Source organism: Weissella viridescens (genome assembly GCF_001437355.1).
In the GTDB taxonomy this organism is placed as follows: domain Bacteria; phylum Bacillota; class Bacilli; order Lactobacillales; family Lactobacillaceae; genus Weissella; species Weissella viridescens.
The window spans coordinates 112,027-133,923 of the sequence record NZ_JQBM01000004.1 but is presented as its reverse complement, the minus strand read 5'-3'; the positions used below and the strand labels follow the sequence as shown (position 1 = coordinate 133,923).

Below are 21,897 nucleotides of genomic sequence, written 5' to 3'. Positions count from 1 at the left end.
TACTTATTGGCGTTTACGGAACCAAAGTCCAGAAACACTTGCAAACAGCAAGCTTCCCAAAATAGTTAAGAGACCAGTTTGAGAACTTCCAGTATTAGGTAATTGCTTTTCTGACTTCGTCATTTGTGTTGAAGGTGTTGTCACCTTTTTAGATGTTATATCCTTACCACTAGTTTTGGGTGTTGTAACATCAGTTGGTGTTTGGACCCCGATATGTTTTTCAGTGGTATTTGGTGTTTCTGATTCAACGTGTGTGTCATCAGTAGAGATGTTATCTGTATCCTCGGAAGGCAACTCAACCTGACCATCCTGTTTTGCATCAGGACGGCTTTCATTAGGTACTTGTGGGTTTGCCTTATCTTCATCAGGTGAAGTAATTTCAAGACCACCATCCTTGTTCAAACGGTCTTGATCAACCTTGGCTTGAGCATCTTTAACAGCTTGCTTAGTTGCGTCCAAAGCATCCTTAGCGGCAGCTTGATTGTGCTTAGCTTCAGCTAACTTGGTTTGGGCTGCCTTAAGCGCAGATTGAGCTTGCGTTAAGTTCGCTTGTGCTTGTTCTACAGCAGCTGTGGCATGAATTTGAGCCTTTTCCGCTTCAGCGATAGCAGCTTTAGCTTGCACTAGACGGTCGTTGAGTTCTTTGGTAGAAGATAATTCAGCCACGCGTGCGTGCAGGGTGCTTTGCTTAGCTTTAGCTTCAGCCAATTCGCTTCGGCTTTGTGCTAGTTCGTTTTGCGCGGCAACGTCATTAGCTTCAGTTTTAGCAGCGCGAGCATCTGAAGCGGCTTTATCAGCTTGAGCTTGCTGGTTTTCAGCAGTAGCAGCAGCGAGTTTTTCTTGAAGTGCTTTGATTTGTGCAGATGTTAAGTTGTCGGCATCGATGGCGCTTTGTAGAGCAGCCTTAGATTCATCAAGCTGTGCTTGAGCTTGCGCTAAATCAGCATTGGCTTGCGTAGCTTCGGTTTGTGTCTTTGTTGAAGTAGCTTGTGCTTCAGTGACAGCTGTATTTGCAGCATTTAATTCAGTCGTAAGTTGATCGTATTCTGCTTGAGCTTGTGCATAGGCTGGATTATCACGCGTGATGGTATCGTTGTCGTCGTTTGTGTCTACAACTTCAGGAATCATTTGATCCATACCTACTGACTTAGCGGCTTCTTCTGGCGTAACAGGGTCTCCAGTCAAATCCATATCAGCATAATCAATGAAATCAGTAACGTAGTTCCATTGACCGTGGGCTCCCTTAGAACCAACGTAGTCAACCATTGGTACGACAACAATGATGTGGCCCTTTTCAACTGGCATCAAAAGGGCATCGTGGTGACCATTGGCTGAATCAAGATCCTTATAGGCCATGGCCGTTAAATAATTGGCAATCTCAACCTTAGCTTCTAACATGGTTTGGGCATTTCCAAAACCAATGTTTTGGGCAGTTCCAGAACGGAATAGGTCGGTTGGGTTTGCTTTTGTGCGGCTGTGTTGGTCAACATATTTGTCATCACTGTCACGCAATGTCAATTGCGCATCCATGATTGCTTGCCAAGTTTTTTCCGTCATGATGAGTGGTGGCAAACCGTTTTGTTTACGATAAGCATTAATCAACGTGAGTGAGTATTGTGCTAATTCACGTTGTTGGTTAATGTCAATGCGGCCATTCTTCACTTGCAACTTAGCTGACTTATCGCGGTTCTTATCCACAAAGTACCAATTTGCATAATCACCAGAGCGCTTTTCAACACCTGTCGCAAGTTCCTTTGGTTCTTTTAGGGTCAATGGCAATTCGGCATCTGATCCGATTAATTGAGCATTCTTTGCATCACCAGCTTTATCGGTTGGCGTAGCACGGGTTACCTTATTAGGGTTCTTTTCAACTAGTTGCTTTGGTGTTTTGTCTAACTTAGCCTTAGCATCTTTTTGTTTAGCTAATAGATCAGTCTGCTTCGCTTTCTTATCTGCCAAGTCTTGTTGAGCGGACTTGTTAGCGGCATCTTTTTGTTGAGCAATCTTAGTGGCGTCATCGACTTGCTTTTGGTTTTGAGTGACTTGCTTTTGCGCAGCATCAATAGAAGGTGCTTTTTTAACGTTGTCCAATTCGGTTTGCGCTTGATTTTGCTTCTTTTGTGCAGCATCAGCTTTCGCGTCATTAGCTTGCTTTTCAGTTTGCGTTTGTTTGTTAGCGGTCTTTGTTTCGTCAGCTTGCTTTTGTGCAGCATCTGTTTGGGTTTGCTTTTGCGCAACGACGTCATCCTGCTTAGCAGCGTCCTTTTGGGCTTGTGCTAAGTTATCAGCCTGATTGTTAATTGCGTCTTTGGCATTTTGTTCGGCCTGCTTAGCAGCGTCTAATTCAGCTTGCTTTTGCTTAGCGTCAACATTATTTTTTGATAGCTGATCTTGGGCTTGCTTAGTGACATCTTGTGAACTTTTAACATCTTGTTCAGCTGACTTGACTTGTAGATCAGCATCAGCTTTGTTTTGTTCAGCCTGTTTTTGAGCCTCTTTTGCTTGATTCAATGTCTCTTGGTTGGCCACTTCGTTTGAAGGTGTTACAACCACATTGTTTGACGGTGCATCTGTAACTTGATCGGCGTGTGCATTTTCAGCACCAGCAAGTGTAGCGACAGCAGTAGCTGCGACTGCAATTGATACATTCTTCTTCATAAAAAATCTCCTAGTAAACCTGGTTTAGTTTTCTTCCCATAATATTGCTATTCCCACATACCTTTAAATTATAAAATGAATGCAAAAGATATTCAATAAAATGATAGAGTGTGATATGATTTTTTAGAAATGTATATAAAAATGGAGACAAATATGTATTTTATAATCGATAGGAATGAAATAGAACAAGCAGAGCGTACAAAGCAACCATTTATTGAATTAATACTTAATGGATGGAATGATTTTGGCTATAGAACGATATATGCAGTGAATTTCGTATCTTCAGAGGGAGAGCGGCAATATATAGGTAGTACAAAAATAGCTATGAAAAATATGAAACAACCTGACTATTATGAGGAAGGGGTTAGAGCTGACTTACCTAAAAAATTTGAAAAGTTAAACGCTGATTTCTTTTCGCTTGGAATGGATGTAAAATTTTACAAAAATGTAAAAAAATTAGAATCCGAGGGAGAAGCTGCAGGTGTACTAAGTGCACTTAGGGATATTGTTGAGGATACATCAATCAAAAACGATATAAAGAATGAAAGCGTGCTAAAACAATCATTGATGCGAGAAATTGCAGCTGGAACAATTGAAAATGAGTTTAGAAATGCCATCAATAATGGAAATAATCCACTAGATTTGGCGGATTTCAAAATTATAGTTAAAGATAAAAGTGAAGATGGTGAGCTTACAATTCCAGAGAGTGAGCGAACGATGCACATCCAAGTCAAAAAAGAAAGTTCACCCCAAACATATGTACATACACTAATTGGACGTAATGGGGTTGGAAAATCAAATTTATTTAAAAATATAATTGATTTTCTTTGTGACGCGGAAACATATAATAATGAAGAAGCAGAAACGAAGGTTATTGAAGATATCCGGGGAGCTGATAATATTGTATCTGTTATGGCAATGTCTTACTCACTATTTGATACAACGTTACCAAAAATGGACATTCCGACTATTACTGGGAAGCCATATAAATTTGTAGGAATACCTGAGTCAGTTGATATGATAGTTGAAGTTAAAAGGGACGAGTCAAAAGAAACAAAAGAAACAAAAACCGTTCCAATTGCAGAAGTGATTGAGAATTACATTACAAAAAGTTTTATGGAAAATTTTGTAAAAGTTAAAACTGAAATTGATCGAAAGAATCTTGTCATAGCGTGTATTGAAAAATTAGAAAGTGATCCTATATTTTCAGAGTTACACGTTACAGAATGGTTTAAGGAAAATAATGAAAGTAGGTTAAAAGAAAATTACAAAAGATTGAGTTCCGGACATCGAACGGTATTATTATCATTATTTGAGTTGATAAACAATATAAATGCAAATTCTTTAATTTTAATAGATGAACCTGAGTTAAGTTTACACCCACCGTTGGTATCATCGTATATTCAAGCTATAATTGAGGTACTGAAACATAAAAACGCTGTCGCAATTATTGCTACTCACTCTCCTGTGATACTGCAAGAATGCGCGACTGAAGCTACATCTATTATAGACAGAAACCGAAAGAATATTAGGATTTCAGGACCTACAGTTCATACTTTTGGAGCAAATGTTGAGACATTGACACAGGATGTATTTGGATTAGAGGTAATTAGGTCAGGTTATTCAAAGATTTTGAATGATACAATATATAACCAGGATGTAAATGATATTGAGCAGATTGTCAGTATTTTTGATAATCAACTTGGAACAGATGCATACAGCTTAGCTATGAGTGTACTTGCTCGCAAAAAAAGCAGCAGAGTGAGGTGATTTAATGATGGTTGAAATAACTATCGAATTAGACAAAGCGCGTACCGACTCTACTAAATACATTAATCAAATTATTAAAAATGGGAATCAGAATACGAAGGACAAATTTAATTCAATATTGGAAGAACAAACTGAATTTGCAACTAAACTATATGAGACGTTAAAAAAATATTCGCCAACATATGACAACTGTTATGATGAAGGAAATGTGCCAACAGAATTTGAAAATTATGAAGAATTGAAAAAATTTTTCATTAAGAGCGCATACGGCCACCACTTATTGAGACAATCAACTTTTCGAGATGAGACACTCAATGAGCCAGGTGAAAAATTTGTTAAAAAAATTTGTGAGTATTGTTTTTGTAATGAAGTTAGCGAAATAGATCATTTTTATGAAAAAGTTACAAATCCAGAACTTTCAATTTTACCTTTAAATTTAGTGCCCTGCTGTAATAGTTGTAATAAGAGAAAAAACCCCAAAGAAGTTGGTTTTGTTTATCCTAATTATAAGCCAATCAAGATTGAAAATTTATGGGAAAATAACATAGATTTTATGGATCAAATTAAAAATAAAAATTTATGGAATTGCCAAATTAATACCGAAAGCGATGGTAACATAACTAGATTTTTTACAACTTTTAGTATTAATAATACCAACGTCAGACCATCTACTGAATACGATGTTGTTGATGATTTTAATAAACAATTGGCGCATTTAAAATCATTCCAAAAATTCGAGGAGCAAGGGAATTCTTATTTGAATAATATTATAGAAGAATTAAGAGATTGTAAAAAAAATGACAACTTAAAAGATATACAAGAAGAATTTGCACAACAACTTTTGGAATACTCCTATAAGCAAACCTTTAATAGATTTTTAAATTACAAATTAATTTGTATAGAGCTTTATTGTGATTTAAAAGGTTCAAAACAATTGTGGAACAAAATAATCTGAGTGTTACTGATATATATTGAATCGATTAGCTAAGTAGATATTAAAATTTAGTATAGCGTTGTTAAAAAGCCATAACGTGTACTATTACGTGTTAAATGAACCCCACTAGTTGGAGAAATCTAACTAATGGGGTTTTCTATGTTTTTAAAAAGATGCAAAATAAAGGTATCCAAATGTATTTGTTAGTTGTCCCTACGGTACAAATCTATAAGAAATTTAATATTCGAAATATTATAGCGTTTTTAAATTTGGACTTCAATATTGAAAGATTAGGGGGTTATGGGATTAAAGATATTTTGAGCTCTGTGAAATCTAGAAAGTTTGGAATACATAGTCGCTCTTCCAGCAGGTCTGGGATATATATAAGAGAAGGTTCGTTTAAAACCAAGAAAACGAAACTAACAACTCCTTCCCAAAGTAAAGGATGATAAAATGACGCAACTTCAAGAAGAAAACTTACGTTTGAAAGGTGAAGTTGCATCGCAGATTGGAGATGGAGATTATTTAAAATGTGCAAAATACTTTAGTCGGTTCTGAACTAAGGTAAGAACTAAAAGAGACACAGAAACTATTGATATATATATCTGAGATAAGACGGCTTGCAGTAGTTATTACGATGATAAGTCACGTTGCAAGCATGGCTATTATAAGCTAAGGATTGAACGGATCAAGTAAGTTGATTCTAAAAATCCAGACGATTGATATTGTTATATCACATTGGCATTGAGTAGCTTAGGGAAATAGCACAAAACGACTCACGAATTACGTAGACTATTACAATAACGAATGCATTAAAACAAACATCAATTTTTTGGTTCAGTTCACTGAGACTTTTTTAGCGTGATACTGTCACTGAGCTGGGCCCGTATTGAGATTGGTCTTCAAACGGTGTGAACCCACCTTGGGCAGTCCCATATGTGGCATCGATTTTCACTTGATCGTCATTGATTGGGCGTAAAACGAAATGGTTTTCACCCTTGGCTCCTGGATATGAAACTAACAGCAGACTCCCATCAGGACTCGTTTGTGATACCTGGGCTGTACGAGTTTCAGTTTCTGGAATAGATGATTTTTTTAGAAGTGTTAAAGCCTCAGCGTCTGTTAATTTATGTGACACTGTTGTAGAAGTTGTCTTTTTACTAGCTGTTTGTTCCGAAGTAGCAGTTGTTGCTGGTGTAGCATCGTTATCTGCGTCTGCAAAAACTTTATCTGTGATGGCTTTGGTGAGTGACGTATTTTGATTTAGTGTTTGTGTGATAGCTGCATTGGTTAAATGAATCCCATAATCAGTGATTTGTTGTTTAGTCGACACATTTTGCGCACAAAATAAGGTTGCATCATGCGGTGTTGTTAGGACATAAACGTTGGATCCGCCTGACCCTGGCGTCACTTGGTATGCTTTGGTGTTTGGATCATCTAAGTAGTTGACCAGTTGATTCGCATCTGTAGAAGTTAGCGTCAGACTTGAGACGGTTTGGGGACCCAAATTGTCTCCGCCCACACCAGTAGATTTATATGAGCCAGCTTGCAATTGATGAGCATCAATACTTAACTTATTGGCACCAGGGGTTTCAATTAAAGCTAAAAATTTATGCTTATCGTCTAAAGTAACTTCTGGTTCTGATGAGCTTTTTGCTGAAGGTGTTTCGGATTTTTTAACACTTGCATACGTGGACTTTTTGGTATGCTTACGTGTGTGTTGTTTGGTATCCGTCTTTTTCGGAGTTTGTTCCCGTTGAGTATAAACACCAAGTCCAGCTCCAATGACAACAACAGCTCCCATTACTGCTATAATAATTTTCTTCATGGATATCTCCCAGTAAAAATATAGTTATGTGTGATAAATCACAACCAGTTAAGAATACCAAGTTTAATATGTGAAATCAATCTATTTTCATATAATTAAAATTAAAAAATATAATAAAGTCCCTAGCCAAAGTTAAACGCTTTAACTTTGGCTAGGGACTTTAAAATTTGGTATTTATAGCTGGGTAAAAAAATTAATTTGCATGTGTTTCAATGAAATTTTTTACGAGACCTTGTATGGTGTCGCGCGTTTCACGAAAAACATTTAAAATCTCATCATCAGTGCCAGTTGCTTGAGCGGGGTCAGCTAAATCCCAGTGAATGCGATTAACTGTTGGTGGTGTCATTGGGCATTTGTCATTGGCATCCCCACATAATGTAATCACGTAATCACTACTATTCAAAAAGTCATTATCGATTAAATCAGAAGTTTGCGCTGAAATATCAATACCACTTTCTTGCATCACACGGACTGCCTTGGGGTTTAGACCGTGTTGTTCAACACCGGCACTTTTAATAATCCAATCCTTTGGCGCATCAGCATGGGCAAAGCCCTCGGCCATTTGACTACGGCATGAGTTGCCGGTGCATAAAAAATAAATTTGCATAAGATTCTCCCTTATTAAAGGCGTTGAATCAGCAACGCCGTTTCATTTGATAGTAAATCACTAAGCTTTTGTACACCATAAGCGTTGGCGGGGAGTGCTTTAGCATAACTTTCAAGTTCAGTAATGTCAGTAGCATCATTCGTTAAGATTAAAAGCATGCCATGATCTTTCAAGCCCATCAATAATGGCTTAATTGTATTGAGTAATGCAGTTTGGTCAGTTTCAGCATCAACTTGGAACATGGCCGCACCGATTGGATGGGTTGGATCAAGGTGCGCGAGGATGGCTGTGAAGTCCTGACTAATGATATCAACACGGTCATGTAGACCACTTAAGAAAAGGGACGTGGCGACGTCATCGATTTCTTTCTTATTATCTGAAAACGCGAGCACTTTACCAGTGTCTCCCACGCGGCTAGCTAAAAAGCGGGTAACATCACCACGCTTAATTGTTCCGTCAATCGCAGTATCACCGACATTTAAAAATTCATCGAGCGTTAGTTGAGCAAGATTTTGAATGGCACGCATAATTGCAGCCTCCTAGTTATTTGATAAGCATCTAAAGTCATTTTAGCATACTTCCAAAATATGAAAAAAATAAAGTTGTTTATGAAACGATACATTTGTGACAAATCAGCTACAGTCGTTGAAATGGCGGGGCTTTTTTGATAAAGTTAAAACATTAAAGTGAGGTTAGCAAACATGGCATATGATCACAAACAAATAGAGAAAAAATGGCAACATTATTGGGATGAAAATCAAACATTTAAGACTTCTTCAAGTCACGACAAAGAGAAGTATTATGCGTTAGATATGTTCCCATTCCCATCTGGACAAGGTCTGCACGTTGGACATCCAGAAGGATACACAGCAACAGATATTGTGTCACGTATGAAGCGGATGCAAGGTTTCAACGTCTTACACCCAATGGGCTTTGATGCCTTTGGTTTGCCTACTGAAGAGTATGCAATCAAGACGGGTGAAGATCCAAAGACGGTGACACAAAAGAATGTGAAGAACTTCCGTCGTCAAATGAAGTCATTGGGGCTTTCATATGATTGGTCACGCGAAGTGAACACTACTGATCCTAAGTATTACAAGTGGACACAATGGATTTTTGAACAACTTTATAAGATGGGCTTGGCCTACGAAGATGAAATCATGGTTAACTGGGCACCTGACTATAATGGTGGAACGGTTGTTGCCAACGAAGAAATCATCGATGGTAAGACTGAACGTGGTGGATATCCCGTTTATCGTGTGCCAATGCGTCAATGGGCATTGAAAATTACAGCATACGCTGATCGTTTGCTCGATGATTTAGACGACTTGGATTGGCCTGAAGCCATCAAGGAACAACAACGTAATTGGATTGGCCGCTCAATTGGAGCAGCTGTTAACTTCCAAGTGACTGATCACGATGAAAAGGTCGAAGTTTTCACGACCCGTGCTGATACATTGTTTGGAGCAACTTACCTTGTGCTTGCACCAGAACATGAACTTGTTGATCAAATCGTTTCTCCAGAGCAAAAAGATGCTGTTGCTGCCTTTAAGGCAGACTTAGCAACGAAGTCTGATTTGGAACGTACTGATTTGAACAAGGATAAGTCAGGAATTTTCACTGGGGCATATGCAACAAACCCAGTTAATGGACAACAAATCCCAATCTGGATTGGTGATTATGTTTTGGCTTCTTATGGAACTGGGGCGGTTATGGCTGTTCCGGCACACGATCAACGTGATTTTGATTTTGCCAAGAAGTATGATCTACCAATCGTACCCGTTATCGAAGGTGGAACTGCCGATGAAACGGAAGCTTACACAGGCGATGGTGTCCACATCAACTCTGGCTTCTTAGATGGCTTGGATAAGGATGAAGCAATCGATAAGGCAATTGCTTGGTTAACCGACGAAGGTGTTGGTGAAAAGCGTGTAAACTATCGTTTACGTGATTGGATTTTCTCACGTCAACGTTACTGGGGTGAGCCAATTCCAGTTATTCACTGGGAAGATGGTGAAACCAGCCTAGTTCCTGAGGATGAATTACCACTTCGTTTGCCCGAAGTTGATAACATTATGCCTTCAGGTACTGGTGAATCTCCATTGGTTAACATTGATGACTGGGTGAACGTGGTTGATGAAAATGGACGTAAGGGAAAGCGTGAAACGAACACAATGCCACAATGGGCAGGTTCATCATGGTACTACTTACGTTATATGGATCCACACAATGACAAGGAAATTATTTCAGAAGATGCAGTACATTACTGGCATAATGTTGACTTGTACATTGGGGGAGCCGAACACGCTGTGCTCCACCTACTCTATGCTCGATTCTGGCACAAGGTTTTGTATGATTTGGGTGTTGTTGATACCAAGGAACCTTTCCAAGAATTAGCTAACCAAGGGATGATTTTGGGTGAAAACCACGAGAAGATGTCTAAATCAAAGGGAAACGTTGTGAACCCTGATGATGTGGTTGAAGAATATGGTGCCGATACATTACGTTTGTACGAAATGTTTATGGGACCTTTGGACCAGTCAATTGCATGGTCTGAAGATGGTTTGTCAGGTTCACGTCGTTGGTTAGATCGTGTTTGGCGTTTGTTCATCGATGATGAGAACAACCTGCGCGACCACATTACCACGCACAATGACCACAAGCTAGACAAGATCTACAATGAAACGGTTAAGAAGGTTACAGATGATTACGCAAACCTCCGCTTCAACACGGCTATCTCACAAATGATGATCTTTATTAATGAAGCTTATAAGGTTGATGGGATTCCTGCTGATTACATGGCTGGATTTGTACAATTATTGAACCCAGTGGCGCCTCACATGACTGAAGAACTATGGTCATACCTACATCCTGATACGACTATGACATACAGTGCTTGGCCAACATACGATGAGTCAGCACTTGTGGAAGATGAGATTAAGATTGCGGTACAAATTAATGGTAAAGTCCGTGCAAACATCATGATTCCTGCCGATGCAGATCGCGACAAGATGACTGAGTTAGCTTTGGCCGATGAAACCATTCAAAGCCGTCTTGATGGCGCAGAACCTAAGAAGGTAATTGCGGTACCAGGTCGTTTGGTTAACATTGTTGTTTAATCATTAAATAGAAAAGACTATAATTTTATCTGACATGTGTCGATAAAATTATAGTTTTTTTATACCGATAGGAGAACTGGAATGCCCATTAAAAAGTTTATGGTGCTTATCAGTTTGGGGCTGTCGCTTTTTCTCATGCCTAAGCCAGCATCAGCTGATTTAACAGCGGACCTTAATCGTCCGAATCAAACGATTGAGCTGCGTGAAAACTTATCATTTAAGCATAAGAATTATGATATTAAATTAGATGGCGAAAAAGTTGGGTATGTGACAGGTGATTTTTTTCATCCGTTTGGTGATACGATTTCCATCCATGATAATTCAGGTAAGGTCATCTATTCGGAGCGTCAACAACGACGTCGTTGGAGTTTTAGTTTAGTGCGTCAAGGTAGCTTTTACGACAAAAACCACCAGTTTGCTGGAAAAATGAAAGCACCGTTTTGGCAATTTTTTACCAAAAATTACCGTCTATATGATTCAAATGGCAAACAAATTGGGAAATCGACGCAAAATAATTGGAAAAATATTTTACATCATACCTACGATATTAAGTCGGGTGGTCAAGTTGTGTGGCAAGGACGTAACTCAGTACACGTGGTACGCGACACAGTTTATTTGAAGCATTTGCACAACTCAAAGGTGCCAGCTGAACAAGCGATTATCGTAACATTGGTCCATCAAGCGGTTAGCCACGCGGACAAGAAAAAATAAATGGATGATTATGCGTAAAGCGGTCTACATTTTGTGAAAAATTTAGTATAATTGTTGATTGTAGTGTGGGTTAGATTAGCCAATTCTACAAATCACAATTATGACGCTATAGTTCAACAGGATAGAACAAGGACCTCCTAAGTCTTAGATCACAGTTCGAGTCTGTGTAGCGTCATTTAGGACAGTTGAAAGGAGACGGTATGACGTATGGCTGACGATAAAAATGAACAGAACGATGATCCATTTCGCGGTCACCTTACTATGGATGAGTTACAAGCACTCATGAGTGGTGAAAAGACAGTGGATGAGATTTTTGCGGAACGTGATAATCAGTCTGACAACACGCCAGAGGATATTATGACAGAAGATGCTAAAGTGCCTGAGGCAAAAGAAGACGAAAATAATGAATCAACGTTGCCAATGGATGGGGTAGTACCCGAGAATACCGTGACAGAAGCTGACCCGCCTCAAAAAATTGAGGTTAAAGATGATACAGAAATTATAAATGATCATGATGGATTTGAGATTCACGAAATGGGTGATCCGTTTCAAGGTGATTCAGAAGTAGTCGATGAAACACCGGAAGTGGCACCGAAAGATGATGTGACACTGAGTAAGGCAGCGTCTGAAACGGTCGAAGTTTCTCCGGAAACGACAGAGGAATCAGATGTAGTTGCTGCCGAAATTGAAACGTTTGAGGAAATTAAGCCGGAACCTTTAAATGATGACGAAGATGCATTTATTGAGCCGCAATTTACGGAACCAGAACCGCCTACGTATTATGCGGGAGCAAATTTCGTTGACCAAGCGGGTGGTCTAGGGGCCACAACAGTTGTGCCGGTTCAGAATACTGAATCAGATGTTGTTTCAGAAAAAGAGACCGAGCAAACTGAAGCAGAAGAGAAGTTGCCAGAAGGGGTTGAGCTACTACAACCTGAAGGCGCAGTTACCGAAGCTGAAGAAGATGCAGATACATCTTCGCGCATGCTGCGCGGTTCATTTTGGATGACAGCGGGCAGCTTAGCATCGCGTCTGTTGGGGGCCTTATATGTTATTCCATGGATGGCAATGCTGGGTTATACCTACGCTAACCAAGCAAATGCGGTGTATGGACAAGGATATCAAATTTACAGTTTGGCCTTAATGGTTGCCACTGCTGGATTACCAAATGTTTTAGCACGTCTAGTTGCTGAGTATGCTTCTCAGAAACATTTTGCACGTGTGCAGCAAGTCTTCAAGCAATCACTGTTATTGGGTGGTATCATGGGGATTATTGCTGGTGGGGCCATTTTCATCTTTGCTACCCCACTTGGACAAGGTGATCCGCATGTTGCTCGAGTAATTCGATCACTAGCGCCAGCTGTGTTGATTATTCCAGCCTTGGCAATGATGCGTGGTTATATGCAGGGATTCGAATTTATGGGCCCCTCAGCCTTATCACAATTTGTTGAACAAGTTATCCGAGTTGCGTACATGTTGGGGATGACTTATTGGATTATGATTGGTCATCATGGTAATTGGGTTGATGCGACTGTACAATCAACATTCGCTGCTTTCTGGGGTGCCTTAGCTGGAATTGTGGTGTTGATTATTGCCATGATTCGCAAGCGTCGCTTCTTTGCTGAAGAAGCTGCTAACCAAGTTCCAGCTGAACCAATTGATACGATGAGTTTGATTGGTAAAATGGTGCGTCAATCAATTCCAGTTATTCTGGCTGGGTCAGCCATTGCAATTTTGCAATTGATTGATCAATATACTTTTGGCAATATCATGAAACGCTTTACTGATTTTTCAAACTTAGCTATTACAAATATGTTCGCACAATTTGCGGTTAATTCGAATAAATTGGTTATGTTAGTCGTCTCTTTGGCGGTTGGAATGGCTGAAACGACGTTACCAATGCTTGCGCGTGCGCGTGAGATTGGTTCGCGTGAAAATATTAGCCATCAAATTCAATATGCTTTCAAACTTTTGTCATTCATTTTGATTCCAGCTGCATTGGGTATGGCTGCAATTGCGCGTCCATTATATTTGTTGTTCTATACAGCCAACGACGCACACAATGGAACTTTAGTACTACAATATGCTAGTTTCACAGCGATTGTTTTAGGGCTATATATGGTTGTCTTGGCCATCTATCAGGGATTGAGCCAACTCCGTTACACTGTTAAAATGTTAGTAGTGATCTTAGTGGTAAAATTAGTGCTTCAATTTCCTGCGATTATGCTCTTTGATGGTATGGGACCTCTTGTCTCTACGCTATTGGCCTTTGCGGTTGGTCTAGTCTTTGCAATTCGTCGCCTTACGCGTGAATTTAACATTGATTGGCGTCGCTTTAACTACTCATTAATCACAATCCTATTCTGGAGTTTGATTATGTATGTTGTTGCTTCACTTGTTTCAAGTGGACTAAGTGCTGTGATGCCAAGTGGTAAATTATCACAATTGTTCATTGTTATTATTGCTGGTGGTTTGGGTGCTGCTATCTATGGGATTGCCGCGCTTAAAACTAGTATTGGTGAAGAGGTATTAGGCCCACGGGTTAAGCGTTTAGCTGATAAATTGCCATTCTAAACATAAAAAAATAAAAAACGTCGAAAAATCTTTTCGGCGTTTTTTTGTGGAAAACTTGTGGATAATTCGATATTTTTGTGGAAAACTCATTGTATTTGGTGGATATGTTGTGTGAAAAGTTATAAGTTATCCACAGAAATGGTTGAATATACAGTTTTGATAGGTTAAAACATCAGCCGTATTGAAAAATATTTGACCTTCTAGGTTAAATTAGATACAATAATACAGTTATCGATAACATTAAACGGAGGAAATGAACTATGGCAGTTAAGTCACCATATAACTCATGGGCCAGCCGTCGACCAGTAGGTAAGGACGCGAAGAAAGTTCGCCGTAATGCTGAAGTGGTTAACATTCAACAATGGGCCAAGGGTACAGCCGAATTGGAATCAAAGTAATTTGATTTAAATTCAGATGATGTAGTTATACATTGTCACATCAAGTATCTAGCATTTATGCTAGGTGCTTTTTTTGTGCAAAAAAAGCCTAGGTGTTATACCAAGGCTTGCCATTGTTGAATAAGTTGTTCCGTCAAAGTTGGATCTAATTTTTCTTTGAGAAAGCGACCCATGGGCGTAATCTCATGACGGTTTTTGAAAGCTAAGGGCTTCGTTGCAACGAGCCCGACAAGTTGGTTGTTCTCTGTTAAGAAAATTTGACCAGGTTGGGCGAGCTTGCCTTTAGTGTGTTTCCCGATGCGCCAGCTGTGGAAGTCTGCGATCGATAATGTTGCTTCTTTAGGCACGTATTGCCCGCTGTTGGTTTGCTCAAGTACAACGCCAACTAATTCGATTGTCGGATATTTATCTGCCATGTTGCCTCCTTTAAGATTTAATAGTGTAGTTCAATTCAACCAGTTCACCAAAGCGTTACGTACTAGTCAATTCGAGCTGTGTGACTGGAAAGGTTTCAAATAAACGTTTTCCTGTCCCAAGTAAGATCGGAGCAACTTGAATTCGTATTTCATCAAGCAGATGTTCCGAAATTAAAGCAGACAGGATTGCCCCACCACCAATAATCCATATGTTCTCACCCGCTTGTTGCTTAAGTTTTTCGACTAAAGTTGTGGGCTGTTCATCAGCAATAATATGAATATTTTCATCATCCGTTGTAAGGGTGTGTGAGAAAACATAATTAGTTTGGTCAGGGTAGTAGGCTGCGCCATCTAACAAATCTAATGTCGTCAGATAAGTGTTTTTACCTGAAATCGTCGTATCAACTGTGCTAATGAATTCAGGATAACTGGTGGCGTCACCGGTATCAGTGTTTAAAAGCCAATCTAAATTATCATGAGTGTCAGCGAGGTAACCATCCAAACTGATGGCGCCATAAAATATGACCTTGCGAGGCATGCGCACACCTGCTTTCTTTGATTTGTATTATTAAATTCATTATAAGCAAAAATAACGGTTATGCCTATTAGATATGAAAAAAAGAATTCGATTAAATAATGATTGACATTATTAGAAAAATATGGCAAATTATGTGAACCGATAAAAAAGGGTTTTAACGGGTAGAAATGAGAAAGCGGATTGAGGGGAAAATATGAATATTTTACGACGGGGAATAATTTGCCTGTTAGTGGTTTTGAGTGGACTAGTGTGGTTTGGGGGCCAGGCTAGTGCGCATGAATTATCGCAGTCAGGTGTACTTGATGACATGAAAGTTGCTAACACACAATTAGCACAAGGACAACAAACGACAGTAAGTGTTCAATTTAGTTCAAAAATGCATCAGCGCATCCAACCGGGGGATACGATTACATTAGCAATGCCAGCAGAATTAAAAGGCTTGGGTGAACGTGATGGTGCTCCACGTCGAGTTAAGTTAGGGGATTTGGGTGAAGTAGCCATTTATGCCGATCGGACAGTGGTGACCTTTAATGAAACGGTTTCCGATATGCGACGTGTACGAGGCAGCTTTAATTTTGGTATTGAAACTAAAAGAACGCGTCAACGTGAAGATGTACCAATTGTGACGAATTTTGGAACGACATTAGCACCGGTTGAAATGACAGTCCGTGGGGAACAAACATCTGGGAATCAGGGGGCACGGCAGCTCCCGTTTTCTATAAGGTTGGTGACCAGCTTGGTGCCGCTAATCAAGTGCGCTGGTTTCTGAATGTGAATTTGAATAAAGCTGATTTAGGTGAGGATATTGTGATTGATGATAAATCTGGCTTAGGTCAGACTTTGAATTTGGATAGTTTCCGAATTTTAATCGATGATTATCTTGGACGACGTGAATTGGCATTAGCTGACTTCATCTCTCAAGGATATGGTCAATTAACAAAGGGCGCTGGACAGACATTCAGCATGGTTTTCAATCGCGCAAAAGCTCGGTTTGCTTCATTCACTGTGAGCTATACAACGCAAATGACCGATTTGGGACTGCGCATGAAGGAACTTAAGAATCATTATGAAATTAAATATGCGCCGGTTTATGGACCTAAGTCAGGTGATCAAGGTGTAGCGACAGTACAAAATTTGTTTGTTAATGGTGAAGCTGATGGCGATCGTTTTGAAATTCAGCATGCAGAAGAACATACTTTAAACCAAGATGATGAGACGACCACCGCATTGCCTGATTTTACTCCGATTACACCAGTGCAAGTAACGACCAGTGAAGAGCCAAATCGTGTGACTGAAAAGGTGGTAGTGAACCAACCAGAAGTGCATGCATCAGAATCAACGATGCCAGAAGATGAAACGGTAGCAGAGTTTGAAACGCCAAAGTTGGAAGAGGCAGTTCAACCAACGGTGACGGAAGAACCAAATCGTGTGACTGAAAAGGTGGCAGTGAGCCAACCAGAAGTGCATGCGTCAGAAAGTACAGTGCCAGAAGATGAAATGGTGGCAGAGTTTGAAACACCAAAGTTGGAAGAGGCAGTTCAACCAACGGTGACGGAAGAACCAACACAGACAACTGAAAAGGCGGAAGTCACACAACCAGAAGTGCATGCATCAGAATCAACAACGCCAGAAGAAGAAACAGTAACGGAATTTGAGACACCAAAGTTGGAAGAGCCTGTTCAATCAAAGGTGACGGAAGAACTAACACAGACAACTGAAAAAGCAGAAGTGACCCAACCAGAAGTGCATGCGCCAGAAACAACGACGCCAGAAGACGAAACAGTAACGGAATTTGATACCCCAAACTTGGAAGAGCCTGTTCAATCAAAGGTGACGGAAGAACTAACACAGACAACTGAAAAAGCAGAAGTGACCCAACCAGAAGTGCATGCGCCAGAAACAACGACGCCAGAAGACGAAACAGTAACGGAATTTGAGACAACAAAGTTGGAAGAAGCAGTTCAACTAAAGGTGACAGAAGAACTGACACAGACAACTGAAAAGGTGGAAGTCACACAGTCAGAAGTGCATGCGTCAGAATCAACGACGCCAGAAGAAGAAACTGTTCCTGAACTTGACACACCAAAGTTGGAAGAACCAGTTCAATCAAAGGTGACGGAAGAACCAACACAGACAACTGAAAAAGCAGAAGTAACGCAACCGGAAGTGCACGCGTCAGAATCAACAACGCCAGAAGACGAAACAGTAACGGAATTTGAGACACCAAAGTTGGAAGAGCCTGTTCAACCAACAATTACCGAAGAACCAACACAGACAACTGAAAAAGCAGAAGTGACCCAACCAGAAGTGCATGCGCCAGAAACAACGACGCCAGAAGAAGAAACTGTTCCTGAACTTAACACACCAAAGTTGGAAGAACCAGTTCAATCAAAGGTGAAGGAAGAACCAACACAGACAACTGAAAAAGCAGAAGTGACCCAACCAGAAGTGCATGCGCCAGAAACAACGACGCCAGAAGAAGAAACCGTTTCTGAATTTGAAACGCCAAAGTTGGAAGAAGCAGTTCAACCAAAGGTGACAGAAGAACCAAAAGGCACGCCGGAAACGGTGGAAGTAACGCAACCGGAACTCCATATTCCAGAAATGACGGTTCCTGAAGACAAAACAGTTTCTGAATTAGAGACACCAAAGTTGGAAGAACCAGTTCAACCAACAGTAATCGAAGAACCAAAGGACACGCCGGAAACAGTGGAAGTAACACAACCGGAACTCCGTGTTCCAGAAGTAACGGTTCCCAAAGATGAAACGGTAACAGAGTTTGAGACACCAAAGTTGGAAGAAGCAGTTCAACTAACAGTAATTGAAGAACCAAAGGACGCACCGGAAACAGTTGAAAAAACGCAACCTGAAGTAAGTGATTTAGAGAACGAAATGCCCGCTCGCGTTAACTTTGAAAAAGATCCGAAGTTTAATGTGCCTGATCATGCAATGAAGCATAAGACTTATGATGCAAAGCTTCCTGCTACAGGATACGCTAATCATATGTTAGTTACCTTGTTAGGTATGATGTTGTTCATCATCAGTGGATTAGGTGTGTATTATTCGAAGAAGTAACTTAAAAAAGGTAGTCTGAAAGGGCTGCCTTTTTTTGTACAATTTCCCTAGAGATAGGGAACCTAAAATTGTTAGGTTAAGTTACATCACCTACATACTTTGTGCGATTTATGAATGTTTATGAATTTTTTCATGGCTGAATCATATGTTCGTGCGTAACAGATGTATTTTTATGAGACGCCGATAGCACGTAAAATTTGGAATGACTAAGTGTCATTTGTATGCGCTACCATTACTTTATATAATGTAGATGTAACTAAGATTAAAAAGTGGCTCGTGATCGTTCAATTAGAAGAATGGAGAATGTACTATGATTAAGCAGCCTGCAATTCAGGTTAATTCAGAAATCGGTACCTTACGTGAAGTTTTACTGCATCGGCCAGGGGCGGAAATTGAAAATATTACGCCTGATACGATGGAACGCTTACTTTTTGATGACATTCCGTTTTTGAAAAATGCACAAGCCGAACATGACGCGTTTGCCGACTTGCTTCGGGAACGCGGGGCAGAGGTTGTTTACATTGAGCAATTGTTAGCTGAGTGTTTGCAGTCAGCTGACACGCGTATAGCATTCATTAAACGATATTTGGAGGAACACCACTATACGACAGGAACAGTTGCACAAGAAATGCAGAAATATCTTCAAACGCTTTCGGTTAAGGATCTGGTCCAAACCATTTATGCTGGAATTCGGCGGGATGCTTTGGATTTGAAGCATACGAGTCTGGATGAAGTTGCTGGTACAGCGGCGGAAGATCCATTTTTAATGGACCCACTTCCTAATGCGTACTTTACACGCGATCCCCAAGCTTCAACTGGTAATGGAATGACCATTAATCATATGACTTATGCAGCACGTCAACCGGAGTCATTGATTACAGAATTTGTGATGGCACATCATCCACGATTTTCTCAACGTGTGCCGATTTGGTTAGATCGCAATCAGGATAACCGCATTGAGGGTGGGGATGAGTTAGTCCTAAATGAACATACGCTAGCTATTGGTATTTCACAACGAACATCAAGTAAGGCCGTTCAGACGCTTGCTGAGCATTTATTTGCTAGCCCAGATAGCCAAATTGATACAATTATGGCGGTCGAAATTCCACATAATCATGCCATGATGCATTTAGATACGGTGTTTACGATGGTGAACACGGATCAGTTCACCGTTTTCCCAGGTATTATGGATGATGCTGGTAAGATGAATATTAATTTATTGCGGGCCAATAATCAGGGAGAAGTGGTTTTGGAGCACCGTGATAACTTGAAACGGACATTGTTGGAAGTGCTGAACTTGGATGATTTGGATTTGATTGAAACGGGGAATGGCGATCCAATTAACGCAGCCCGTGAACAATGGAACGATGGTTCCAATAATTTGGCAATTGCGCCAGGTGAAGTGGTGACTTATGATCGTAATTATATTTCGATTCAATTGATGCGTGAGCATGGGATTACTGTCCATGAGATTAAATCAAGTGAGCTGTCACGTGGACGTGGTGGTGCTCGCTGCATGTCTCAGCCGTTGTGGCGCGATGAATTAAACTAAATAATAAAAAAGACCCTGCACTAGAACGTGTGTAGGGTCTTTTTAGGCTTTGATTGGAATAAGTGTTTGTAGGTTTGAAGCGATGGTTGAGATGTCACTTTTGATAGCCCCATTCACAAAGCCTTCAACAACGCCAAGGGCGCCATGTGCATAAAATTGTAGGTTGGTATCATTAATTGGAAAGGCACCATGTTTGCTGAGACTTTCTAACAAGTATTGCGTGAATTTTAAGCGGAAAGAGTACGAACTTTCATTGGTAAAGAGAATATAAAACAGGCGTTGATGGGCTTGAATATACGTTAACCAAGTGTAGATACGCTCTTGATTCGTCATGTTAGGATCACCGTGACTCAGTTGATCCAGTTCATTTAAGGAGCTGCTGGCTAATTGGTCAATGAGTTCAAACTTATCATCATAATAAGTATAGAAAGTTTTTCGTGAAATATCGGCCTCATGACAGATATCAGTTACGGTAATGTCATCAAATGTTTTCTCCAAAAGGAGTGCATTAAAGGCATTCTCAATATTTTTAAGTGTTTTGCGTCCACGTTTATCCATAAAAATCCTCCATTCGGTAACAATGCCATTGCTCGTGTTACTTAAGTAACAGATTGACGTGAAGTGTTGTGTAAGTCTCAATGCTTTCTTCCTATACTAATAAACATAGATAAAGGAAATAAAGAAAGCGAGAATATAAATATTATGATTAACACAGAAGAGATTACACTTAAGGCCCGTCACTTTAATTTAGCAGGACGTTTGTTCTTCCCTGAAAATTTTGATAAGTCAATTGCGCACCCGGCAATTGTGGTAACACACCCAACGAGTGCGGATATGAATCAAACCTCAAGTATTTATGCTACGAAGTTAGCTGAAAATGGTTTTCTAACTTTAGCATATGATGCAGCTACCAAGGTCAAAGCGAAGGTGAGCCACGTTACATCGAAGATCCAGCTAGTCGTACTAATGATATCATGTACGCCATTGATTACCTAGATACCCTACCATTCGTAGATAACGACCGTATCGGTGCAATGGGAATCTGTGCCGGTGGTGGTTACACAATTAATGCTGCGAAAACAGATAAGCGTATTAAGGCTGTTGGAACAGCAGCTGGAGCATCTGCTGGAGCTGCATATCGTGAAGCATTTGGTCCAGATGATCAATTGATTGCAACTTTGGAACAAGTCGCAGCGCAACGTACAGCTGAAGCAACTGGGGCAGAACCAATGATGACTCAGTGGATTACAAACAGCCAAGAAGAACGTGAAGCGGCAGGGATTAATGATCTTGATATTGTTGAGGCAGTTGATTACTATAAGACATCGCGTGGTGCTGATGAATTTTCACCAAATAAGTTACGCTTTACGAGTTTAGCACTTTTGTTGAACTATGACCCAGCTAATTTAGCTGAAAAATTATTAACGCAACCTTTGGAAATTATTGTAGGTGATAAGCCCGGTAGTTTCGGATCATATCGTTTCGGATATGAAATTTATAATAAGGCTGCTTCTAAGAACAAGGAATTAACGGTATTACCAGGTATTTCACACTACGATTTGTATGATCAACCTAAAGCAGTTGAGCCAGCGGTGGCTAAGTTAACGACTTTCTTCAATGAAAATCTATAATGACATTAAATCACTCAATTTTGAGTGATTTTTTTATGTTCTAAATGAGCTGAGCTTGGTATGCTTAAAGAAAATGAAATGAGGTA

18 protein-coding genes and 1 tRNA gene are annotated in these 21,897 nt (G+C 40.0%); 12 read left to right on the top strand and 7 right to left on the bottom strand.

Going from position 1 to position 21,897, the window contains the following annotated elements; genetic code table 11:
- Window positions 1-3: 3 nt before the first annotated feature.
- Window positions 4-2,658: an SEC10/PgrA surface exclusion domain-containing protein gene (locus tag IV50_RS06630; protein WP_057746876.1), complete on the bottom strand. Its 2,655-nt coding sequence runs from the start codon at window positions 2,656-2,658 to the stop codon at window positions 4-6.
- A 153-nt stretch (window positions 2,659-2,811) separates the two neighbouring features.
- Here IV50_RS06630 and IV50_RS06625 point away from each other — a divergent pair, with 153 nt between their 5' ends.
- Together IV50_RS06625 and IV50_RS06620 are read left to right on the top strand one after the other, a co-directional pair.
- Window positions 2,812-4,428, top strand: coding sequence for an AAA family ATPase (locus IV50_RS06625; RefSeq protein ID WP_057746875.1), 1,617 nt, complete (start codon window positions 2,812-2,814; stop codon window positions 4,426-4,428).
- 4 nt (window positions 4,429-4,432) lie between these two features.
- Entirely contained in the window at window positions 4,433-5,383 is a 951-nt protein-coding gene (locus IV50_RS06620; RefSeq protein WP_057746873.1) for an HNH endonuclease, read from the top strand.
- A gap of 835 nt (window positions 5,384-6,218) precedes the next feature.
- Here IV50_RS06620 and IV50_RS06610 read toward each other — a convergent pair.
- From IV50_RS06610 to IV50_RS06600, 3 genes are all read right to left on the bottom strand, one after another.
- Complete coding sequence (locus IV50_RS06610) at window positions 6,219-7,190, bottom strand: hypothetical protein (protein WP_057746870.1); 972 nt, start codon at window positions 7,188-7,190, stop codon at window positions 6,219-6,221.
- 193 nt (window positions 7,191-7,383) lie between these two features.
- Window positions 7,384-7,797: an arsenate reductase (thioredoxin) gene (arsC, locus tag IV50_RS06605; protein ID WP_057746868.1), complete on the bottom strand. Its 414-nt coding sequence runs from the start codon at window positions 7,795-7,797 to the stop codon at window positions 7,384-7,386.
- Between the two features lie 14 nt (window positions 7,798-7,811).
- The gene (locus IV50_RS06600; RefSeq protein WP_057746866.1) at window positions 7,812-8,324 is read right to left on the bottom strand and encodes a hypothetical protein; all 513 of its coding nucleotides are present in this window, start codon (window positions 8,322-8,324) and stop codon (window positions 7,812-7,814) included.
- 174 nt (window positions 8,325-8,498) lie between these two features.
- Between IV50_RS06600 and leuS the strand changes: the two genes are divergently transcribed.
- From leuS to IV50_RS07940, 5 genes are all read left to right on the top strand, one after another.
- A complete protein-coding gene (gene leuS, locus IV50_RS06595) occupies window positions 8,499-10,916 on the top strand; it encodes a leucine--tRNA ligase (RefSeq protein ID WP_057746864.1) in 2,418 nt (805 codons plus the stop codon).
- An 81-nt stretch (window positions 10,917-10,997) separates the two neighbouring features.
- The gene (locus IV50_RS06590; RefSeq protein ID WP_057746862.1) at window positions 10,998-11,627 is read left to right on the top strand and encodes an LURP-one-related family protein; all 630 of its coding nucleotides are present in this window, start codon (window positions 10,998-11,000) and stop codon (window positions 11,625-11,627) included.
- A gap of 102 nt (window positions 11,628-11,729) precedes the next feature.
- Window positions 11,730-11,802, top strand: a tRNA-Arg gene (locus IV50_RS06585).
- Between the two features lie 32 nt (window positions 11,803-11,834).
- Window positions 11,835-14,201: an oligosaccharide flippase family protein gene (locus tag IV50_RS06580; protein ID WP_057746860.1), complete on the top strand. Its 2,367-nt coding sequence runs from the start codon at window positions 11,835-11,837 to the stop codon at window positions 14,199-14,201.
- Window positions 14,202-14,461: 260 nt separating this feature from the next.
- Window positions 14,462-14,599 (top strand): hypothetical protein, encoded by a 138-nt coding sequence (locus tag IV50_RS07940; RefSeq protein ID WP_169790321.1) that lies wholly within the window; start codon window positions 14,462-14,464, stop codon window positions 14,597-14,599.
- A gap of 95 nt (window positions 14,600-14,694) precedes the next feature.
- Here the strand turns inward: IV50_RS07940 and IV50_RS06575 are convergent, their stop codons facing one another.
- Together IV50_RS06575 and IV50_RS06570 are read right to left on the bottom strand one after the other, a co-directional pair.
- Complete coding sequence (locus IV50_RS06575) at window positions 14,695-15,015, bottom strand: DUF7671 family protein (RefSeq protein ID WP_057746858.1); 321 nt, start codon at window positions 15,013-15,015, stop codon at window positions 14,695-14,697.
- Between the two features lie 55 nt (window positions 15,016-15,070).
- Window positions 15,071-15,553, bottom strand: a complete 483-nt coding sequence (locus IV50_RS06570) for a dihydrofolate reductase family protein (protein WP_057746857.1) — start codon at window positions 15,551-15,553, stop codon at window positions 15,071-15,073.
- A gap of 193 nt (window positions 15,554-15,746) precedes the next feature.
- On the opposite strand from IV50_RS06570, the gene IV50_RS06565 reads away from it, so the two are divergent.
- The 3 genes from IV50_RS06565 to arcA all read left to right on the top strand — a co-directional run bounded on the left by IV50_RS06565 (window position 15,747) and on the right by arcA (window position 20,180).
- Complete coding sequence (locus IV50_RS06565) at window positions 15,747-16,322, top strand: Ig-like domain-containing protein (RefSeq protein ID WP_057746854.1); 576 nt, start codon at window positions 15,747-15,749, stop codon at window positions 16,320-16,322.
- Window positions 16,307-18,628, top strand: a complete 2,322-nt coding sequence (locus IV50_RS06560; RefSeq protein WP_057746851.1) for a collagen binding domain-containing protein — start codon at window positions 16,307-16,309, stop codon at window positions 18,626-18,628. Before IV50_RS06565 ends, IV50_RS06560 begins: the two co-directional genes overlap by 16 nt.
- 310 nt (window positions 18,629-18,938) lie before the next feature.
- Window positions 18,939-20,180, top strand: coding sequence for an arginine deiminase (arcA, locus tag IV50_RS06555; RefSeq protein WP_057746848.1), 1,242 nt, complete (start codon window positions 18,939-18,941; stop codon window positions 20,178-20,180).
- Between the two features lie 42 nt (window positions 20,181-20,222).
- Here arcA and IV50_RS06550 read toward each other — a convergent pair whose 3' ends face one another.
- Window positions 20,223-20,738, bottom strand: coding sequence for a TetR/AcrR family transcriptional regulator (locus IV50_RS06550; RefSeq protein WP_057746845.1), 516 nt, complete (start codon window positions 20,736-20,738; stop codon window positions 20,223-20,225).
- Window positions 20,739-20,882: 144 nt separating this feature from the next.
- On the opposite strand from IV50_RS06550, the gene IV50_RS08000 reads away from it, so the two are divergent.
- Window positions 20,883-21,176 (top strand): alpha/beta hydrolase family protein, encoded by a 294-nt coding sequence (locus tag IV50_RS08000; RefSeq protein ID WP_236697706.1) that lies wholly within the window; start codon window positions 20,883-20,885, stop codon window positions 21,174-21,176.
- A complete protein-coding gene (locus IV50_RS06545; RefSeq protein WP_236697705.1) occupies window positions 21,155-21,811 on the top strand; it encodes an alpha/beta hydrolase in 657 nt (218 codons plus the stop codon). The genes IV50_RS08000 and IV50_RS06545 overlap by 22 nt, the downstream gene beginning before the upstream one ends.
- The last annotated feature ends 86 nt before the right edge of the window (window positions 21,812-21,897 follow it).